Annotated in this window: 15 protein-coding genes; 9 read left to right on the plus strand and 6 right to left on the minus strand. The window is 39.9% G+C overall.

All coding sequences use genetic code 11. The features are described from left to right. Window positions 1-81: 81 nt before the first annotated feature. Entirely contained in the window at window positions 82-1,335 is a 1,254-nt protein-coding gene (locus tag AKG98_RS14815) for a uracil-xanthine permease family protein (RefSeq protein ID WP_067047346.1), read from the plus strand. A 70-nt stretch (window positions 1,336-1,405) separates the two neighbouring features. Here the strand turns inward: AKG98_RS14815 and AKG98_RS14820 are convergent, their stop codons facing one another. The 3 genes from AKG98_RS14820 to AKG98_RS14830 form a co-directional block, all read right to left on the minus strand. Next, a complete protein-coding gene (locus tag AKG98_RS14820) occupies window positions 1,406-1,969 on the minus strand; it encodes a GNAT family acetyltransferase (protein ID WP_067047349.1) in 564 nt (187 codons plus the stop codon). A gap of 120 nt (window positions 1,970-2,089) precedes the next feature. Next, window positions 2,090-2,506, minus strand: a complete 417-nt coding sequence (locus AKG98_RS14825) for a GFA family protein (protein ID WP_067047351.1) — start codon at window positions 2,504-2,506, stop codon at window positions 2,090-2,092. 38 nt (window positions 2,507-2,544) lie between these two features. Next, a complete protein-coding gene (locus tag AKG98_RS14830) occupies window positions 2,545-2,760 on the minus strand; it encodes a dodecin (protein WP_067047354.1) in 216 nt (71 codons plus the stop codon). A 161-nt stretch (window positions 2,761-2,921) separates the two neighbouring features. Between AKG98_RS14830 and AKG98_RS14835 the strand changes: the two genes are divergently transcribed. Then, a complete protein-coding gene (locus AKG98_RS14835) occupies window positions 2,922-3,644 on the plus strand; it encodes an SGNH/GDSL hydrolase family protein (RefSeq protein WP_067047357.1) in 723 nt (240 codons plus the stop codon). A gap of 80 nt (window positions 3,645-3,724) precedes the next feature. Here the strand turns inward: AKG98_RS14835 and AKG98_RS14840 are convergent, their stop codons facing one another. Continuing rightward, window positions 3,725-5,026 carry a hypothetical protein gene (locus tag AKG98_RS14840; protein WP_067047361.1) on the minus strand — a complete coding sequence of 434 codons (1,302 nt, stop codon included), beginning with the start codon at window positions 5,024-5,026 and terminating at the stop codon, window positions 3,725-3,727. 362 nt (window positions 5,027-5,388) lie between these two features. Between AKG98_RS14840 and AKG98_RS14845 the strand changes: the two genes are divergently transcribed. The 3 genes from AKG98_RS14845 (at window position 5,389) to AKG98_RS14855 (ending at window position 9,370) form a co-directional block, all read left to right on the plus strand. Further along, window positions 5,389-7,701 (plus strand): hybrid sensor histidine kinase/response regulator, encoded by a 2,313-nt coding sequence (locus AKG98_RS14845; RefSeq protein WP_067047364.1) that lies wholly within the window; start codon window positions 5,389-5,391, stop codon window positions 7,699-7,701. Between the two features lie 300 nt (window positions 7,702-8,001). Then, window positions 8,002-8,367 (plus strand): hypothetical protein, encoded by a 366-nt coding sequence (locus AKG98_RS14850; protein ID WP_067047367.1) that lies wholly within the window; start codon window positions 8,002-8,004, stop codon window positions 8,365-8,367. A 76-nt stretch (window positions 8,368-8,443) separates the two neighbouring features. Beyond that, the gene (locus AKG98_RS14855; RefSeq protein WP_067047370.1) at window positions 8,444-9,370 is read left to right on the plus strand and encodes a diguanylate cyclase; all 927 of its coding nucleotides are present in this window, start codon (window positions 8,444-8,446) and stop codon (window positions 9,368-9,370) included. A gap of 68 nt (window positions 9,371-9,438) precedes the next feature. On the opposite strand, the gene hrpA is transcribed toward AKG98_RS14855, so the two are convergent. Continuing rightward, the gene (hrpA, locus tag AKG98_RS14860; protein ID WP_067047373.1) at window positions 9,439-13,347 is read right to left on the minus strand and encodes an ATP-dependent RNA helicase HrpA; all 3,909 of its coding nucleotides are present in this window, start codon (window positions 13,345-13,347) and stop codon (window positions 9,439-9,441) included. Window positions 13,348-13,852: 505 nt separating this feature from the next. Between hrpA and glpT the strand changes: the two genes are divergently transcribed. Further along, the gene (glpT, locus tag AKG98_RS14865; protein WP_067047376.1) at window positions 13,853-15,214 is read left to right on the plus strand and encodes a glycerol-3-phosphate transporter; all 1,362 of its coding nucleotides are present in this window, start codon (window positions 13,853-13,855) and stop codon (window positions 15,212-15,214) included. Between the two features lie 81 nt (window positions 15,215-15,295). Here the strand turns inward: glpT and AKG98_RS14870 are convergent, their stop codons facing one another. Beyond that, window positions 15,296-15,721: a CBS domain-containing protein gene (locus AKG98_RS14870; RefSeq protein ID WP_067047379.1), complete on the minus strand. Its 426-nt coding sequence runs from the start codon at window positions 15,719-15,721 to the stop codon at window positions 15,296-15,298. A gap of 393 nt (window positions 15,722-16,114) precedes the next feature. On the opposite strand from AKG98_RS14870, the gene leuC reads away from it, so the two are divergent. The 3 genes from leuC to AKG98_RS14885 all read left to right on the plus strand — a co-directional run bounded on the left by leuC (window position 16,115) and on the right by AKG98_RS14885 (window position 19,819). Beyond that, on the plus strand, window positions 16,115-17,515 hold the full coding sequence (gene leuC / locus AKG98_RS14875; protein ID WP_067047382.1) for a 3-isopropylmalate dehydratase large subunit: 1,401 nt from the start codon (window positions 16,115-16,117) through the stop codon (window positions 17,513-17,515). A gap of 31 nt (window positions 17,516-17,546) precedes the next feature. Beyond that, a complete protein-coding gene (gene leuD, locus AKG98_RS14880; RefSeq protein WP_067047384.1) occupies window positions 17,547-18,167 on the plus strand; it encodes a 3-isopropylmalate dehydratase small subunit in 621 nt (206 codons plus the stop codon). A 113-nt stretch (window positions 18,168-18,280) separates the two neighbouring features. Beyond that, window positions 18,281-19,819: an alpha-isopropylmalate synthase regulatory domain-containing protein gene (locus AKG98_RS14885; protein ID WP_067047387.1), complete on the plus strand. Its 1,539-nt coding sequence runs from the start codon at window positions 18,281-18,283 to the stop codon at window positions 19,817-19,819. Window positions 19,820-19,907 lie beyond the last annotated feature (88 nt).

Genomic DNA, 19,907 nt, shown 5'->3' on the forward strand with positions numbered 1-19,907 from the left:
AGTAGTTTTATATTTTTTAATACCAATGACCATATATTTATGCTACCTTCCAGCCGTTTATTTAAAAATGGAGATAAAATAATGCAAATTTTGCAAGGTCTACAGATGCTATTCGTCGCATTTGGTGCCCTCGTATTGGTTCCACTTCTTACTGGTTTGGATCCAAATGTCGCGCTTTTCGGTGCTGGTCTCGGTACTTTAGTGTTTCAAGTTATTACTAAACGTTCTGTTCCTGTTTTTCTCGCGTCTTCTTTTGCCTTTATTGCCCCGATCATGTTCGGCGTGCAAACCTGGGGCATCGCTAGCACCATGGGTGGTTTGATGGCCGCGGGTTTCACTTATGTATTATTGTCAGCGGTGATTAAATTCCGTGGTGTGGCAATTATCCATAAATTACTGCCTCCCGTTGTTGTGGGTCCGGTGATCATAGTAATTGGTCTTGGTTTATCACCTGTTGCAGTCAATATGGCCATGGGTAAAACCGGTGATGGTGCAATACAGTTAATTGATAACGATGTAGCGATTATTATTGCTGCAATCTCATTATTTACCACCATTATCGTGAGCGTTTTTGGTAAAGGTCTGCTTAAACTAGTCCCGATTATGACGGGTATTGTCGCCGGTTATGTTGCAAGTCTTGCGTACGGCATCATTGATTTTGCGCCTGTTAGCCAAGCTAGCTGGTTAGCTCTGCCAAACTTTACTTACCCAGAATTTAACATCAATGCGATATTGTTTATGATCCCAGTTGCGTTAGCCCCTGCGATTGAGCATGTGGGTGACATTTTAGCGATCTCGAATGCGACAGGTAAAGACTACCTTAAGAAACCGGGTCTACACCGGACGCTTGCTGGTGACGGAATGGCGACAATGGCTGCATCTTTATTTGGCGCGCCACCAAACACCACATATAGTGAAGTAACTGGTGCTGTGATACTAACCAAGGCATTCAACCCTGTCATCATGACATGGGCAGCGGTTATCGCAATTGTGTTGGCTTTTATTGGTAAACTCGGTGCGTTACTGCAAACCTTCCCAGTACCAGTGATGGGCGGCATCATGATCTTACTGTTCGGTACGATTGCAACCGTAGGTCTTAATACACTTATTACTAACCGTGTTGATCTGCATAAGTCTCGCAATTTAATCATTGTTGCGGTGACATTAGTATTCGGTATTGGTGGTATGGCATTTGGTATCGGCGATTTCAGCCTTCAAGGTGTGAGTCTATGCGGTATCGTGGCGATTATTCTTAACTTAGTATTACCACATGACTTGGGTGATAACCATATTGTTGATAATGTTGAAGTAAACACAGACATTAACACTAAGTAATATCGTTTCTGATTAGGTAATTAACAAGTTATAACAGATAATGTATCGGTTATAACTTGTTAATTCGTTATTATGCAGCCACTGGTTTTGACGTGTCGTAAACCAATTCATAATAATGATTGTTGTTATATTCAAATTCTTGAATAACGGTTAACCCTAATTTTTTAGTATGCGCCGCATAAGATCGTGGATTAATCTTATTAATAAAGGTCACTAAAATAGGGAAACGCTTCGCCATGTGCTCTCTAGAAAAATCAAACATGGTTTCTAATGCCCCCGTACCACGGATACTTTTATCAATACAAACTGGACCATATTGATAAGAATTATCGATTGTCAGTTGCTGACCTAAATATGCTAAATTAGATAAATCTTTAACCATATGAGCAAACATTGGCCAGTTTGACCAAAACGTCCAAGATGCCGCCATGACATAAGCAACAACCTTACCGTCTTTACGCGCAATAAATAGCCCACTTTCTTCAGTAATTAAACGGGTTAATTCTTCCTTGGTAAACGGCGTTGTGACAAAACCATCTGCTTTGTCTTCTGCTGCAATTGAATCCACTTGGTATTTATAATGAAGTGTTAAGGTATCTTCAATGTCGCTTAATTCAGCCACTTTTAACTGCATGCTTACGCTTCCTTTATTATATCGTGTCCAACTAATACCACGAATATAACACCATCCTTATAATGTGATCCAGCGATAAACAAAGCACGCTTAATGAATCATCAAGCAGTAGCTAAACGCTTACTTTGGAAACCCTGCAAACGTCGGGGCATCTAAAGCCGCGTCGTACCACGCTGCACGCTCATGCCAAAATATATTGTCTTGCGGTGCAACGTTAAGCACAGTTTCTTCATCCATATCTAATGAACCCGCAGGTACGATTAAGGTTTTACCTTTGTTAACTAAATACGGCAGTCCAGTACCACACTCGGTGCAAAATACGCGTGCAAAATGACGGTTGGGATAATCGAAGCGCTTGGTTTTTTCCGTGCCAGCCAACCACGTAATGTGACTAGATTGGCAGAACAGATTAGATGCATGAGCAGAGCCGGTTATTTTTTGGCACTGCTGGCAATGACACAAATGAAACTGGCTAAAATCATTGGTAATTTCAAATTTAACGGAGCCACATAGGCAGCCCCCTGATATTTTACTCATCGTTTACGTCCTTATAAATAAATCAATGTATTGACAATTTAACTGTCTCCGATACGGAAACCTATTTTCAGCGTCACTTGAAAATGCCCAACCGCACCATCCACAATATGTCCTCGGGTTTCAAGCACTTCAAACCAATCCATATTTTTTACTGTTTTACTGCATTCTGCGAGGGCGTTATGAATAGCCTCTTCAATGCTAGTTTTTGACGAACCAACCATTTCAATTTTTTTGTACGTATGATGATTTGACATAACTTACTCCAATTAATCATAAAACAACCTAAGTGTAAATATAGTTCTATATTTGCATTCCATAATAAGATTACTAAAATTGATTCTATTTATGGCTTTGGGAATAAGCGCGCAAATTAATCGCAGCCGTATTGCTATTATAATTAAATCAAGGAAGTGGTATGTTCAAATCATTAAACAAATTATTAACGAGAGCGGTTTATGCGCCCATCATTATCGCACAAGGGCGATATGTAAAAAAAGTAACACCAAAGTTACCAGAAGCGGCAGGAGAACGCTCTGGAACGGCAGGAAAAGGACAAAAAATACGACTGCTTATTATTGGTGATTCTGCCGCAGCAGGCGTGGGCGTAGATAACCAATCACAAGCATTAACAGGGAACCTTGTCTCGGCATTATCAGACAAGTATCAAGTTGATTGGCAGTTATTGGCGAAATCGGGTCATACCACATTAGACAGCCTGAAAATGCTATCGGAGCAACCGCAGCAAACCTTCGATATTATAGTGACCTCATTAGGTGTGAACGATGTTACGGGTACACTAGCAGCATCAACATGGTTAACTCAGCAACAAGATTTAATCACGCTATTACGCGAACAATTTAACTGCCAACAAATCCTTATCACACAAGTCCCACCAATGGGACAATTCTCAGCACTACCACAACCATTACGACGTTATTTAGGCGCAAGAGCAGCTCAATTTAATCGTAAACTAGCGACCCTGATTGAAAGCCAAAGTGATTGTCAATTAATCGATTTCAATGCAGAATTAAATAATAAGGATATGGCTGAAGATGGATTTCATCCAGGGCCAATTATTTACCAGCAATGGGCTGAGATTGTTGCCGATAAAATTAAATCAAAACATAATTATAAATAACTTAAACGATGAAGCCCTGTATCGACAGAGCTTCTTAACTTATTATTATGACTCGGTATTAACTCAACATATTTCGCCCGTTATTCATAATAGGCATCGGGGCGTGCACCTCCATAGTAGCTATACAACCTTGGCAAGGCTGCTAAAATTTCACCTTTTTGCGGTGCATAGGGATTATTTGTTTTCTCGCTGTCTTGAAGATATTCCGCCATACCAAACAAGTAATGCTGATTAAGTAAATGACCCCAAGCCTCACCACCTTGTTTTTCATATACAGCACCATCAATCTCGATAATATCGCTACCATCTTCTCGCAGTGGTGATAGCACGCCTAACCTCGCAACCAAGTCAAATTGATTAGCAAAATTTTCAATGTAAGGTAGGCTAATCAACTCCCCTTTGCTATTGGTAGAGTGACAAACATAATTCATTTTATCGGCACAATTAGCAAAAGTATAAACCTCTAGCTTTTTCATCATGCTTACCAAATAAGAATCAAGTTCATCATTGGTAAAGGTAAAAATAGCCTCCATCCAAAATATATCAAATGCCAAACGTTCTAAATTATTCAACTGCAGTGTTAACTGCATTTCAGGTGCTTGATGCACGATTTTAATTTGGCTGATACTTTTCTGTAATGTCCGCAGTACATTCGCAGTAATGATCGTACCTTGTGAATGACACAATAATACGACCCTTTCTTTAGCAGGATCTTTCAAGGCTTCCAATACTGCAATTGTCGCCTTAACCGCTGGTTCTGTCATCGATTGTTCATCATCAAGATTCGGGTTGGTTTTAAACACTTTACCCGTTACACATTGTACTAAATCTAAGATTGTCGAATCAGTTTGATTATGTACAACTGTCAATGGGCGCTTGAATAACTGACTAAGTAGCTCAGCGTTCATCATAGCTACATCTTCGTTCGTCGCGATACCATTAACATAGATCCACTGTTCATTGATAAATGAGGTGACGCTTGCTAGCGGGTCTGCTTGTTGAAAATAATGACTTGGTCGCCAAAACAGATTTTGTACTACAGGTGGTAATAACGTTCTAGCCCAAGGACCTGGTCCATGCGGAAATGCTGGCACTAGGGTATCAACTAAATAATTCGCTGTCCTTATTGGTCGCCAAAAATCAATAATGTTAAATTCAGAATGTTTTTTGTGTGGTGGGATCCAAGTACGAATAGGGCCAAATATAGATTGTGTATATAAAGGGGGGAAAAAATTCAATGCTTGAAATAGTACTTTCGCGACAATTTCATAATCGTTATACGCTGTCGGTTCATCAATTTTTAATACTGGCTCTATAATTTTAGATATTTGGGGATCTAAGGTTTCCTTTTTAGCCACTGTTTGTTTAACGCTATTTGGCATAATGCACTCCTTGCGATTACTTATAATGTATTAGCACGTACAACATAACCGACACTATTCCTTGTCTTTCACAGCTGAGTTAAGCTCACTATCAACGCTAACTAATTATTTTAACAGGTCCAAGTCATGCATATAATTCCCGCTATTATTATAAACATTTTTAAAAATCTTGTGAGCTAGTACTTATATGGAAAGCTAAAATGTGACCTAGGACTTTCCATTTATTGGCGCTGAGACATAGACTAGTTACAGCATGAATTATTCAGCTATGATTACAGGTATGCCTATGTATCTTCAGGATCTCGCGCGATTTAAAATCACCTTACTCGCTTTTTATCAATGCCAACTACGTGGATGTTGCAATGTTACTCAAGAATAAGATCGCATTATCATTTATCGGTTTAATTTTATTTTTTTGGTTAACAACGACGGGCATCATGTTTTATAGCATGCAAAAGCAGTTTGAGATAAATACCGGATTACATTTACAACATAATGTTGAGAACGCAGCAAAGAAAGTCGATAACTTTATGCTTAAAGTACAGCTTAACTTTGAGCTACTCAGTAAAAGTCCGCTGTTCGCACTTGCCGATTATGTCGAAATAACCAATCATTTTGAAGACATCATTGACACCTATCCTCATTACAAATCAATATATTACGTAGACGTAAAAGGAAAAATCATTGCGGCATCAGAAAGCCACACAATTAACGACAATATTTTTTCCTATGCCGAAAACATAAAAAATGAATTTAATAAGGCACTCGCCGATCCATCCCATGCATATATTTCTCCTTTAACGCACTTAGGTGGTGAAACTAATAACCACTTTCAGCAACGACATTTTGATTTTAAATTTGTCAGTGCAGTATTCGATCCTCGATCAGCGGAAGTCATCGGGGTTTTAGTCAGTGAAGTTAATATCACCGAATTATTCGATATCGTTGCTGACATAGACCAACAAACAATTGGAGATGAATATGCCTATTTAGTCGATGACCCAGGGAATGTCTTGATCACAACAGATCCTAATATGCGTTTATTAAGCCCACACAAAGACTTCGCAATTGAATCACTACAAGCCAAGCTCGAAGGAGATATGGATGGTTATGCTATCTACAACAATGCCGATAATCGTAAGGTTATTTCTGGTTACGCCGATTTAGGTGAATACGGTGCCGAGATGACTGGCGACTGGTCTTTATTGGCCACGGCGCCTTATGACACAATCATGGTTCCACTATTTGATCTGTTTTATAAATTACTCTTTCTCGTGTCTTTATGCATCCCTATTGTGGCTTGGATAAGTTATGTGATTGCTAAAAATATTACTGGTCCACTCACTGACTTGACTAAATTGGCGAACAATATTGGTAAGGGTGATTTTATCGATAAATTACTGATTGATCGCAATTGCGAAGTGGCCACCCTCGGCAATGCATTACTCAATATGAGCCATTCTTTAGAGCATAAAACGCTAGAATTACAAGAAGCCGTGGATCATGCCCGCCGCAGTGAAAAATCAAAAACCCGCTTTCTGGCAAATATGAGTCATGAGATCCGAACCCCTATGAACGGTGTGTTAGGTATGGGGCAAATTCTAACTAAAACTCAACTTACTGAAGAACAAAACACCCACCTAAAAACCATTATGGATTCGGGTAATCACATGATGGCATTACTCAATGATATTCTGGACTTTTCTAAAATCGAAGAAGGCCAATTAGATCTAGAGAACGCAAACTTTAATCTATCCGACATTGCAGGCTCTTTAGCTAGCACTTATTACACACTCGGTATAGAAAAAGGCATTATATTCAAAGTGATTAATAATTTAGAACACAATAGTTGGTACTTAGGTGATAAAGCCAGAATCAGGCAAATCTTGTTTAATCTGGTTAATAACGCACTTAAATTCACTAAACAAGGGGGTGTTACCGTCTCTTTTAATGAAACAAAAGTGGAAGGTAATATACACACCATTTCCATTGCCGTCAGTGACTCTGGAATTGGTATTGATCGCTCACGAATTACAGCCATTTTTGACCCATTTACACAAGAAGAATCCTCAACAACCCGACAGTTCGGTGGAACCGGGTTAGGCTTATCGATTGTTAAACAATTACTTAATTTAATGGACGGTAATATCAAACTAGAAAGCATTAAAGGACAAGGCTCAACATTTACAGTCGAAATTCCATTAGAGTGCGGCGAAGAAACAAAAATTGTTACCCCACTTAACCATGACATTACTGATTTTGCCGGCTTACATGTACTGATAGCCGAAGACAACAAAGTAAACCAACTTGTTCTGTCTTCATTCTTGAAACTCAGGCAAATCAGCAGTGATATTGTTGAAAATGGCGCTCAGGCAATTGCAAAAGTACAGACTCAGCATTACGATTTGATATTAATGGATAATCATATGCCTGTTATGAATGGTATTGATGCGATAAGCGCTATACGTACATTACCACTCGATATTGCAACTTTACCCATATTTGCCTGTACTGCGGATGCCTACGAGGACACACGTATCCACATGCTTAACGCAGGTGCAGACTACGTATTAACAAAACCATTAAAAGAAGAGGCGCTACTATCAGCTCTCATCCAGTTGAACAACCGCAACGGCTTACTTTTAAACAGCCCACGCTTAACACCCTCCGCTTGATATTTCATTGCAGGCTCATCAATAATCGTCTCTAAAGATAATTGATGAAACCGCATAAAAGTACTGTAAATAACACGGTAGTGAGCCACCACTGATGAACTGTATTTAGTTTGTTAACACTCAGCATGCCTCACTCAACGGTTCACCCACAAAAGAAGAAATCAACAAAAACCTAAAAATCAACAGCTTATAAAATACCGTACCATATTTACTCATTTAAAAGAGAATAAATACTTGCAAATCTCACAACAAAACACTACTGTATGTATAACCACTGGATATAAAAACAGGTACGTGACTATGCAAACTAAATCTTTTATGTATAACGCAGATACTTCTACACAAAATAAGACTTTTATTAATGTTGATGACGCTATAATTAAAGAAAACCATGGTCACTGGACTGCAATCATTGCACCGCCAATGACACTGACTGCCGCATTGCTATTACAACATGGCATTAGCGCAGATAGTGCATTAATAATCCATAAAGCGAAAGTGAACAATAAATTTCATACTCTATTAAAAGCAGCTCAAAGCCCAACTATCTCCGCAATTGTGACCTGGGATGACGAGCTAACAACTGACGAAATATTTCAAGTTAAAGCAACGATGAAGGCGTATAACACTAAGTGTGTGATACAGAGCAACAAAAAATTACACTAACTAAACAGATACTTGCTATATTTAGTTATCTGAACCGTATTTATCGGACAACGACTAAAAAGAGCAAGGACTGCCGATGAAGATCCTCATAATCGATGACTCCAAGATCGAACGACTAATTATTCGATCTTACCTACAACATCTTAATCACGAAGTCTTCGACGCAGAAAATGGTGAAACGGGCATCGCACTATTTTCAAAGTGTAATCCAGATATTGTGTTGCTGGGTGTTGTGATGATAGGTATTAACGGTTATCAAGTAGCAAAACAAATTAGGCAAGAGTTTACTGATTGGGTGCCCATTATATTTCTCAGTGGTAAAACTGAACCAGAAGATATCATGATTGGTATTGAAGCCGGTGGTGATGACTACTTACCAAAACCCATTCAGAAACAAATACTCATTGCTAAAATGACTGCGATGGAACGTATTGCAGCAATGCGTTCACAACTATTAAAAACCAAGAATGATTTGGAATTGGCAAATGAAGAATTAGAGCGCCTGGCCACGCTTGATGGCTTAACTGGTATTGCAAATCGTAGACACCTAGATGCGCTATTTTCAAAAGAGCTATCCCGTGCGAAACGCCATGCTCAACCCCTCACCTTTATTCTTGCTGATATAGACTTCTTTAAAATATACAATGATCACTACGGTCACGTCCAAGGTGATGAGTGCTTAAAATCGGTCGCATCCACACTTAATAAGTCCCTGCGAAGACCCTCCGAGTTAGTCGCCCGTTATGGGGGTGAAGAGTTCTGTATGTTATTACCAAATACAGATACAAAGGGCGCTAAATTAGTTGCTGAAAAACTCGTTAATGTAGTGAGATCATTAGAGATTCGACATGCAGGCATTAATGAACATGCCATAATCACAATGAGTTTTGGTGTAGTGAGTGTCATTCCGGATAGGAAACTAACGGTAAAAAGCTTAATGCAGCAAGCAGATCGAAAATTATATCAAGCGAAGAAAAATGGCCGAGACCAGTGGGTTATATAAACAAAAGAGAAGCCATATAGCTTCCCTTCTTCATTATAACAGACCAGGTCTAAATAGAATTAAGTCGACTACAAACTCGCTTTAAACTCTGCAAATGCGATTTTTACGCGCTTAATCGATACCGGATAACTGGTCCCTAATTGTTGAGCAAATAACGATACACGTAGCTCTTCTAACATCCAACGCAGTTTTAATAACTCACTTTGTTGTGCAAGTGTTAGTCGCGGCATCTTAGTTAACTGAACATAAATTTCCAATAACGGCTGCACTTCAACTGAATGGCCACGGTCACGAATAGGATCAATCTTAAGCTTATTTAATCGATGTTCAATCGCAGCAATGTAACGTTGTACATCTGCTAATTTTTTAACACCTGTATTGGTCACAAAACCACTGTAAATAAGCTTCGCTAATTGGGCTTTGATATCACCATTAGCCACGATCATATCAAGCGATACTTTACCTTTAATCTGCTTATGCACTTGATGCGCGGCAGTGAGAATCTTCTCAACTTGCTTCGCAACTTCAACGGTTTCATCTGCAATGTTGGCACGAACCCGTTCTTTTAATACTTCAAAGCTATCGGCATCACTCGGTGCAGGCTCTTTTTCGATGATGTTATCAACAGCACAAGAAATACAATCGTGGATCAGATCAGTCACTTTACCAAACGGATTGAAATACAGCCCGAGTTTCGCTTTATTTGGTAGTTTCTGTTCAAGGTATTTAATCGGTGATGGTACATTAAGTAAAATCAAACGACGTAAACCCGCTTTCGCAGCAACATCAGCGTCTTCTTGGTGATCAAACAACTTAATTTCAACCGATTTTTTGTTATCAACTAAAGCGGGATACGCTTTAACTTCATAACCACCATGCTTTTGTTTAAATTCAGTCGGTAAATGACCAAAGTCCCACGTAATAAGATCTTTCTTCTCAATACCTTTGTCAGCCACCTTCACTAAGGTTTCTTGAATATTACCTTGTAGTTGCTGCTTTAATACGCCTAAGTCATCACCAATGCTAATTTTATTTAACTTTTCATCAACCACTTTAAAATGCATTTTAAGGTGCGTCGGTAGCGTCAAGTGCTCCCATACATCTAGTTCTAAACGGACACCCGTCATACGCAATAACTGTTTATTCAGACTTGCGGCTAATTCACCTTGACTAGGGTCCATATTCTCCAGTGCTGCCCCAGCATAATTTGGCGCAGGTACAAAATTACGGCGCAGTGTTTTTGGCAACGCCTTAATCATGGTAATGATCAATTCTTCACGTAAAGCAGGGATCTGCCAATCAAAGCCTTGTTCATTAACTTGATTGAGGATCGATAATGGAATAATCACCGTGATACCATCTTCAACGGTACCAGGTTCAAAATTGTATTCCAATTTGAATTTAAAGCTGTTTTGACTCCAAAATTCTGGATAGCTATGTGCAGTTATCGCTTCTGCATTATGCTTCATCAAACGTGCTTGGGTTAACGTTAATAAATCAGGGGTTTGCTTGCTCTCTTTTTTCCACCAGCTATCAAAGTGACGACCAGAGCAAACATAGTCAGGAATAATATCAGCATAAAAACCAAATAAATCATCGTCACTAACCAAAATATCACGGCGGCGAGATTTATGTTCTAATGCATGAATACGTTCTACTTCCGCCATATTGTGCTTAAAGAACGCATGCTTAGTATTAAATTCACCTTCAACTAGACCACTACGAATAAATATTTCACGGCATAATCCAGGATCAATCTGACTGTAGTTCACCATGCGCTTAGCAACAATGACTAAACCATACAAGGTGACTTTTTCAGCTGCGACAACCGCACCACGGCGTTTTTCCCAATGCGGTTCACTGTATGTTGATTTGTTTAAATGTGGTGCAAGCGGTTCAATCCATTCAGGTTGGATTTTCGCTGCGATACGACCGAACAAACGTGATGTTTCCACCAGCTCCGCCACCATTACCCATTTAGGCTGTTTTTTAAATAAGCCAGAGCCAGGGAAGATATTAAACTTACTGTTACGCGCACCTAAATAATCTTGGTCTTTATCTTTAAAACCAATGTGACTTAACATACCCGCCAATAGCGCTTTATGGATATTATCACTGTTACTGACCTCGCCTTCTTCGTTAACTTGAACAGGGTTAACATTAAAGCCGAGTTCTTTCACCACTTGCGACAGCTGCGAGTAAATATCCTGCCACTCACGTACGCGCATATACGCAAGATAGTCTTTCTTACATAGACGACGGAACTGCGATGAAGATAGCGCATCTTGTTGCTGTTTGACGTAATTCCAAAGGTTCAAGAAAGTGATAAAATCAGATTCTTTATCATAGAAACGACGATGTTGTTCATCCGCCGCTTGCTGTTTTTCTATTGGTCGTTCACGTGGGTCTTGAATCGACAATGCCGCCGTAATCACCATCACTTCATTCAAACAACCATTAGTGTTTGCTTCCATTACCATACGTGCAAGACGTGGATCAATCGGTAATTTAGCCAACGCAATACCGACAGGCGTCAGGCGTTTATTATGATCAGCGTTACTGATATCAATAGCGCCTAATTCTTCAAGCAGTTTTAGACCATCGGTAATATTACGGCTATCTGGCGGCTGTACGAATGGAAAATTAGCAACATCCCCTAACCCCAATGCATGCATTTTTAAAATAACAGAGGCAAGGTTAGTACGCTGAATCTCAGGATCTGTGAATTCAGGACGGTTATTAAAATCTTCTTCACTATAAAGTCGAATACAAATACCCGCACTAACACGGCCACAACGCCCCATACGCTGATTTGCACTGGCTTGTGATATAGCCTCAATCGGCAGGCGTTGCACTTTAGTACGGAAACTATAACGACTGATACGCGCAGTACCTGGATCAATCACATATTTGATACCCGGCACCGTTAATGATGTTTCTGCCACGTTTGTCGATAATACAACTCGACGACCAACATGGCTTTGGAAAATACGGTTTTGCTCTGCATTCGTTAAACGCGCATACAAAGGCAGTACTTCAGTATCTCGAAGTTTTAACTTGTTTAATGCATCCGCAGTATCACGGATCTCACGTTCCCCGTTAAGGAACACTAGGATATCCCCAAGGCCTTCGCTCTGCAGTTCATCGACTGCATCAACAATACCTTGGATTTGGTCACGTTCGTGCCCGTCTTCTTGTTCTGCTAACGCGTTATAACGCACTTCAACAGGGTAAGTACGACCAGACACTTCAATCATCGGCGCATTACCAAAGTGCTTAGAAAAACGTTCTGGATCAATAGTCGCTGACGTAATAATCACTTTTAAATCGGGGCGACGGTTAAGTAATTGTTTTAAATAACCGAGGATAAAATCAATGTTTAAACTACGCTCATGGGCTTCATCAATAATGATCACGTCATATTTACTTAAGAAGCGATCTTGTTGGATCTCAGCGAGTAAAATACCGTCGGTCATCAGCTTGATGTAACTTTTCTTGCTGACGTTATCGTTAAAACGGATCTTATAACCTACATGCTCACCAAGCTCTGAATCAAGCTCTTCAGCAATACGATTCGCAACCGTACGCGCCGCAAGTCGTCTTGGCTGTGTATGCCCTATCATGCCATCAATACCTAAACCGAGGTCGAGACATATTTTAGGGATCTGAGTGGTTTTACCCGAACCAGTTTCGCCTGCAATAATAACCACTTGGTTATTTAAAATAGCATTAGCGATATCATCACGCTTTTGACTAATAGGCAGATCTTCAGGATAAGAGACTACTGGTAAGTTATCAATACGCGACTGACGCAGGCTCGACGATGCCGCAATATCTTGCTGCAGCTTATCGATAGCTTTTTCTTGCTTTTCAGAAGGTAGTTTTTGCGCTGTTTGTAAACGACGTTTAAAATGAAAACGATCGGAATGCATACAGTTAGATAGCTCAGCCGTCAGGGATTTTAAGATACTCTGCATAATAGTTAGAAAGCGCCCATTAACTCTAGTTTTAAAAGCGAAATACTATGCCAGTATCTCTAGAATTTCAAATGATTATTGAATTTCAAATGAAAAGCACTTCAGTCGCCTCGCTATAACCTCGATTGGTCATCGTTATGGCACATTTTTTAGGCGATTAGTTAAACACTGAGCAAATATAAATTTAATTAAATATGGCACAGATTATTTACACTACTTGACATTATGATACGTACAAACCATTAAAATACCACTAAACAGGTAGTGGATATATGCCTTTACAAGGTGTCACGATTTATTTACAGATACGATAACGATTAACTAATTTACATATGTTTATTCACATACCTTAGCCATTTGATTTTAAACAGATATTTATTCGATCTAAATCACATCAAAAAGACGCTAAAAAAAATAAAATGCACTCGATTTTCGCTCGAACGAACTTCAAACCCTACAAAATGGTTATTTAAAACCATCAACACGTTGAAACTCGAGGTTATAAATGTTTGGTATTTTCAAACCGAAAGAGCACATTGCTCGTTTACCCGCAGACCAAGTTGACTCCACCTATAAATATTTAAGATGGCAGTTATTCTTTGGTATTTTCGTTGGCTACGCAGGCTACTACCTAGTTCGTAAAAACTTCAGTTTAGCCATGCCATACCTGATTGAACAAGGCTTTAGCCGTGGCGATTTGGGTGTTGCTTTATCTGCGGTATCTATTTCTTATGGACTCTCTAAATTCTTGATGGGCAGTGTTTCTGACCGCTCGAACCCACGCTACTTCTTAACCGCTGGGTTATTAATGTCAGCCGCGATCATGTTTACTTTTGGCTACATGCCTTGGGCAACCAGCAGTATTACTGCAATGTTCGTGTTACTGTTTTTAAATGGTTGGTTCCAAGGTATGGGCTGGCCTGCTTGTGGCAGAACCATAGTTCACTGGTGGTCTAAAAAAGAACGGGGTGAATTAGTCTCGGTTTGGAATGTTGCGCATAACGTCGGTGGCGGCTTAATCGGCCCTATGTTCTTACTTGGCTTATGGGCATTTAATGACGATTGGCATACCGCATTTTATGTACCAGCTTTCTTTGCTGTACTCGTCGCTGTCTTTGTCTGGTTCACTGTGCGTGATACTCCGCAATCTTGTGGGTTACCACCAATCGAAGAATATAAAGATGATTATCCAGATGATTACAGCACAGATCATGAACAAGAAATGACGGCAAAAGAGATTTTCTTAAAATATGTTCTTAATAATAAACTGTTATGGTCTATCGCGGTTGCTAACGCCTTTGTTTATATGATCCGTTACGGCGTTTTAGATTGGGCGCCTGTGTACCTAAAAGAAGCAAAAGGTTTCACTGTAGATGGTTCTTCTTGGGCTTATTTTTTGTATGAATGGGCGGGTATTCCAGGCACCCTACTTTGTGGTTGGATCTCAGATAAATTATTTAAAGGACGTCGTGCGCCAGCAGGAATACTATTTATGGCACTCGTCACTATTGCGGTGCTTGTTTACTGGTTTAACCCACCAGGAAACCCTGCCATCGATATGGCGGCATTAATTGCGATTGGATTCCTGATTTACGGCCCTGTTATGCTAATTGGCCTATACGCACTTGAGCTTGCACCTAAAAAAGCAGCAGGCACAGCGGCGGGCCTAACCGGTCTATTTGGCTACCTAGGCGGCGCAGTTGCTGCCAATGCAGTACTGGGCTATACAGTCGACCATTTTGGTTGGGATGGTGGTTTCATGGTTCTTGTCGCCTCTTGCTTCGCGTCTATTATTTGCTTAACTTACGCGTATTTCGGTGAAAAACGTTTTCACGCTAACAAAGCGGGCGATACTGCAATTGCATAGATAATCCATATTATTGTTAAATAATATGAGTACATAGTTTAAAGGCTACAAATTTTGTAGCCTTTTTAACATTGACATTAACTAAATATTTGCGGCATTTAGGTAACACGCTTGTTGTTGCTTATCCATTGCTTTGAGTACATTTCGACGAGAAATGATCCCCACTAATAAGCCTTCATCGTCAATCACAGGATAAACTTTAGGCTTCGCTTCTAGCATTTGCTGCGCGAGTTCAATAATACTGTCCGTCACCCGAACCGTGAGCACATCCTTTCTCATCAAGTCTTCAACTATCGCGACCTCTTCACAGTAATAACTCGATTCCAGTAACGATGCTAAGCAATCCTGTTCAGAAATCCAGCCAATGAGCGTATCACTATCATTCACCACAGGCGCACCAATGTGAGTAGATCTTAGTAACCTATCTACCGCCGTTGCCACAGGCATATCTGCAGTCAATTTAACTGGCCGTAACTGCATATAGTCAGATACTCTTAAAGAATTCATTCCCTCACTCCTTTAATCATTGATCTATTTAAAATAATACATGGTTATTACTTCTTTTAAGCATAGGTTATATGGTTATTTCTACAATCATGACCTTAAATATTGTTTAAATTACTTTATTTACCACGTTGAAAAACTAAAAAGTGAAAATATTAAACATATTGTAAAAAACAAATAACCCCGCAAATGGCAAACTAAGCAATATATGAAACTGGACAATTCAAATTAAACAGCTTTATACTCCAATATGAGTTAACAATGACAAACAATAGAAAACTGGATATTTATAATTCTAACTATTTATGAAATTATGTTCTTGAAGAAGGTCACACAATTGTCATAGTATCAAGATATAAGAAAGTATAAATATCTCGCTTGATGGGAAGGGAAGCAATGAAAAAGACAATGTATGAAAAAATTTGGGATTCACACTTAGTTTATGAACCAGAGAATGGAACCCCGCTGCTCTACATCGATCGTCACTTGATGCATGAAGTAACAAGTCCACAAGCATTTGAAGGCTTAAAAGTACAAAAGCGTAAGATCCGTAATCGTCATAGTATTCTAGCGACAATGGATCACTGTGTACCAACCGTTGACCGTCATCTACCAATTAAAGATCCAATTGCAGCAAAGCAAATTGATACGATGGCAAACAACTGCAGTGAACACGACCTCCTTATTTACGATATGCAAAACGTTAATAATGGTGTTATTCATATTGTGGTACCTGAACATGGTTTTATCCACCCAGGTATGACTGCTGTTTGTGGTGATTCACATACTGCAACACATGGTGCATTTGGTGCGTTAGCCTTCGGTATCGGTACGTCTGAAGTTGAGCATGTAATGGCCACTCAGACACTACAACAGAAAAAATCAAAAACAATGCTAATAAGCGTAGAAGGTACATTATCGAAGTATTCAACAGCAAAAGATATTGCCCTTGCTGTTATCGGTAAAATTGGTACTGCTGGCGGTACTGGCCATGTTATCGAATTTGCGGGATCTGCAATTCGAGATCTGACCATGGAAGGTCGCATGACCTTATGTAACATGGCGATTGAAGGTGGCGCACGTGCCGGCCTTATTGCACCAGATGAAACAACATATGCTTACCTTAAAGGTAAAGAATTCGCACCCAAAGGTGATCACTGGGCTGCTGCACTCGCATACTGGAAATCACTACCAACTGATGACGGTGCTACATTTGATACTATCGTCGAGCTTAAAGCAGAAGAGATTGCACCACAAGTTACTTGGGGTACATCACCAGAACAAGTTGTAGCCGTAAACGCAACGGTACCTTCACCAAGTGATTTTAGTGATGAAATTAAAGCTTCTGCATGTAAAGGCGCCCTTGCCTACATGGACATTGAAGCTGGGGCTGCTATCACTGATATTAATATTGATCTTGTGTTCGTTGGTTCTTGTACTAACGGTCGTATTGAAGATTTCCGTGCTATTGCTGAATTAACAGTCGGTAAAAAGGTAAGCGCTTCAGTACAAGCCATTGCAGTTCCAGGTTCATACCTTGTTAAAGAACAAGCGGAAAAAGAAGGTCTAGATAAGATCTTAGTTGATGCGGGTTGGGAATGGCGTGAACCAGGTTGCTCTATGTGTTTAGCAATGAATGGTGATCAACTAAGCGAAGGTCAACGTAGTGCATCTACGTCAAACCGTAACTTCGAAGGTCGTCAAGGTAAAGGTGGTCGTACACACCTTGTATCACCAGCAATGGCTGCAGCCGCGGCAATTGAAGGCCACTTTGTTGATATCCGTAACTGGGCATAAGCTTTAGCACATTAGTGATCAAGGAATTAAAATGAAAGCATACAAAAATCATACTAGTGTTGCTGCATTAATGAATCGTAGTAACGTAGATACCGACCAAATCATTCCAAAACAGTTCTTGAAAAAAGTAGAACGTACCGGCTTTGGCATTCACTTATTTCATGACTGGCGTTTTCTTGATGATGGTTCAGAAAACCCTAAATTTGAATTAAACAAACCCGCATTCAAAGGCGCTAAAATTTTAGTTGCTGGCGATAACTTTGGGTGTGGTTCATCACGTGAACATGCGCCGTGGGCAATTGAAGATTTTGGTTTCAATACCATTATTTCAACTAGCTATGCTGATATCTTCTACTCTAACTGCTTTAAAAACGGTATTTTACCCATCCGTGTAAGTAAACAAGAACTCGCCGCATTAATAGCTGAAATTGATGCTAACGAAGGTGTCGAGTTTACTGTTGACCTGCCTGCACAAACGGTAACAACACCGGGTGGTATTGTTATTAATATTGAGGTTGACCCATTCCGTAAGCAAAGCCTTATCGAAGGCGCTGATGATATCTCATGGACATTAAAGCATGAAGCTAAAATCACTGAATTCGAAGCTAAAAATAAGCAGCAGTTTCCATGGTTATGGACTGAAGCAAGCTAACTTTTCGGTATAGCACAGTCTTAGTAGATCACTGAACACACTAAGATTTGGTTTAAAAGCGGATAGTCATCTTCTATCCGCTCTTTCCCTACAATTTGAAGCAGGTAGCAAATATGGAAATAGTGCGCCCTCAAGTCCAATTAATGGACACAACTCTTCGTGATGGAGAGCAAACCCAAGGGGTCTCCTTCACCCCCGACGAAAAAGTTAGTATTGCCAAAGCCCTACTCCAATCCCTTAATGTTGACCGAATTGAAGTTGCATCTGCACGCGTTTCTCTTGGCGAAAAACATGCCGTATCCTCATTAATGCAGTGGGCAGAACAAGAACACGTTGCAGACCGAATCGAAATACTGGGTTTTGTCGACCATACAAAAAGCGTTGACTGGATAACGTCCAGCGGTGCCAAAGTGATCAACTTACTCACCAAAGGTAGTGAAAAACACTGTACCGAGCAACTCCGTAAAACCCCAGCGCAACATATTGCAGATATTAGAGAAACCATTCACTACGCCATAGAGCAAGGGTTAACGGTTAATATTTATCTTGAAGATTGGTCTAATGGTTACAGTGACAATCCTGATTATGTTTACAACATGATCAATGCACTTATAGATTTACCAATCCAACATTACATGCTGCCAGATACACTAGGTGTAATGTCTCCAGATGAAGTGCATGTCAGTCTGTCTGATATGATTGCGCGTTATCCGCAACAGTACTTTGATTTTCATCCACATAATGATTACGGTTTAGCCACAGCAAATGCGCTTGCTGCAGCAAAAGTTGGCATTAGCGCTATTCATTGCACAGTAAACTGTTTAGGTGAACGCGCTGGTAATGCCTCACTTGCAGAAGTTGCTGTGGTCCTTAAAGATAAACTTGGTATCGAATCATCAATCAATGAAGAATGTATCCATCAGATAAGCCAAATGATTGAAAATTTCTCGGGTAAAATAACGTCAGCAAATGCACCTATTATTGGCGCAGACGTATTTACTCAGACCAGTGGCATTCATGCCGATGGCGATAATAAAGGGGGCTTATATCAAACGGTGTTAGGTCCTGAACGATTTAAGCGTACCCGAACCTATGCGCTCGGGAAAATGAGTGGTAAAGCATCGCTAGAAAAAAATCTTGAAGAGTTAAGTATAGACTTAAGCCCCGAGCAAAAAACTAAATTGCTCGAGCGTATTGTCACTTTAGGTGATCAAAAAGCAATTATCACACCTGAAGATTTACCCTTTATTATTGCTGATTTACTGGAAAGTAAAGATTACTCTCATATTGAACTGCTCAACTGTTCGATTACATCAGGACTCAATGTAGATTCCACCGCAAGTATCCGTATTCGTATCGGCGATGAGATATACAAATCAGCGGGATCGGGTAATGGTGGCTTTGATGCGTTTAGTATGGCAATTCAAGCCATCATGCACAAAGTTGGATTTGATTATCCAAATTTAGAAAACTATCAAGTACGTATTCCACCCGGCGGTAAAACCAGTGCATTAACAGAAAGCTTTATTACTTGGCAACAAGGTGATCGAAGTTTCCGAACCCGTGGTGTTAGCTCTAACCAAGTATTCGCGGGTGTGCAAGCAACAATGCGTATGTTAAATAAATTGCTACATGAAACGATAACAGCATAGCACTTCCCCAAACAGGTTTACTTTAACCCCCCTTTAGCGTAAGCCTGTCACTAAAGTAATTCCCTTCATAGGGAAATATCAATTCTAA

The sequence above is a fragment of the Moritella sp. JT01 genome, from assembly GCF_001574435.1.
Taxonomy (GTDB): domain Bacteria; phylum Pseudomonadota; class Gammaproteobacteria; order Enterobacterales; family Moritellaceae; genus Moritella.

Excerpts from the sequence above, each read along its gene's own strand:
- AKG98_RS14850 (WP_067047367.1), top strand. The coding sequence starts at position 8,002 with ATGCAAACTAAATCTTTTATGTATAACGCAGATACTTCTACACAAAAT.
- AKG98_RS14855 (WP_067047370.1), top strand. The coding sequence starts at position 8,444 with ATGAAGATCCTCATAATCGATGACTCCAAGATCGAACGACTAATTATT.
- leuC (WP_067047382.1), top strand. The coding sequence starts at position 16,115 with ATGAAAAAGACAATGTATGAAAAAATTTGGGATTCACACTTAGTTTAT.
- AKG98_RS14820 (WP_067047349.1), bottom strand. The coding sequence starts at position 1,969 with ATGCAGTTAAAAGTGGCTGAATTAAGCGACATTGAAGATACCTTAACA.
- hrpA (WP_067047373.1), bottom strand. The coding sequence starts at position 13,347 with ATGCAGAGTATCTTAAAATCCCTGACGGCTGAGCTATCTAACTGTATG.
- AKG98_RS14835 (WP_067047357.1), top strand. The coding sequence starts at position 2,922 with ATGTTCAAATCATTAAACAAATTATTAACGAGAGCGGTTTATGCGCCC.
- AKG98_RS14815 (WP_067047346.1), top strand. The coding sequence starts at position 82 with ATGCAAATTTTGCAAGGTCTACAGATGCTATTCGTCGCATTTGGTGCC.
- AKG98_RS14885 (WP_067047387.1), top strand. The coding sequence starts at position 18,281 with ATGGAAATAGTGCGCCCTCAAGTCCAATTAATGGACACAACTCTTCGT.
- glpT (WP_067047376.1), top strand. The coding sequence starts at position 13,853 with ATGTTTGGTATTTTCAAACCGAAAGAGCACATTGCTCGTTTACCCGCA.
- leuD (WP_067047384.1), top strand. The coding sequence starts at position 17,547 with ATGAAAGCATACAAAAATCATACTAGTGTTGCTGCATTAATGAATCGT.
- AKG98_RS14830 (WP_067047354.1), bottom strand. The coding sequence starts at position 2,760 with ATGTCAAATCATCATACGTACAAAAAAATTGAAATGGTTGGTTCGTCA.
- AKG98_RS14840 (WP_067047361.1), bottom strand. The coding sequence starts at position 5,026 with ATGCCAAATAGCGTTAAACAAACAGTGGCTAAAAAGGAAACCTTAGAT.
- AKG98_RS14825 (WP_067047351.1), bottom strand. The coding sequence starts at position 2,506 with ATGAGTAAAATATCAGGGGGCTGCCTATGTGGCTCCGTTAAATTTGAA.
- AKG98_RS14845 (WP_067047364.1), top strand. The coding sequence starts at position 5,389 with ATGTTACTCAAGAATAAGATCGCATTATCATTTATCGGTTTAATTTTA.
- AKG98_RS14870 (WP_067047379.1), bottom strand. The coding sequence starts at position 15,721 with ATGAATTCTTTAAGAGTATCTGACTATATGCAGTTACGGCCAGTTAAA.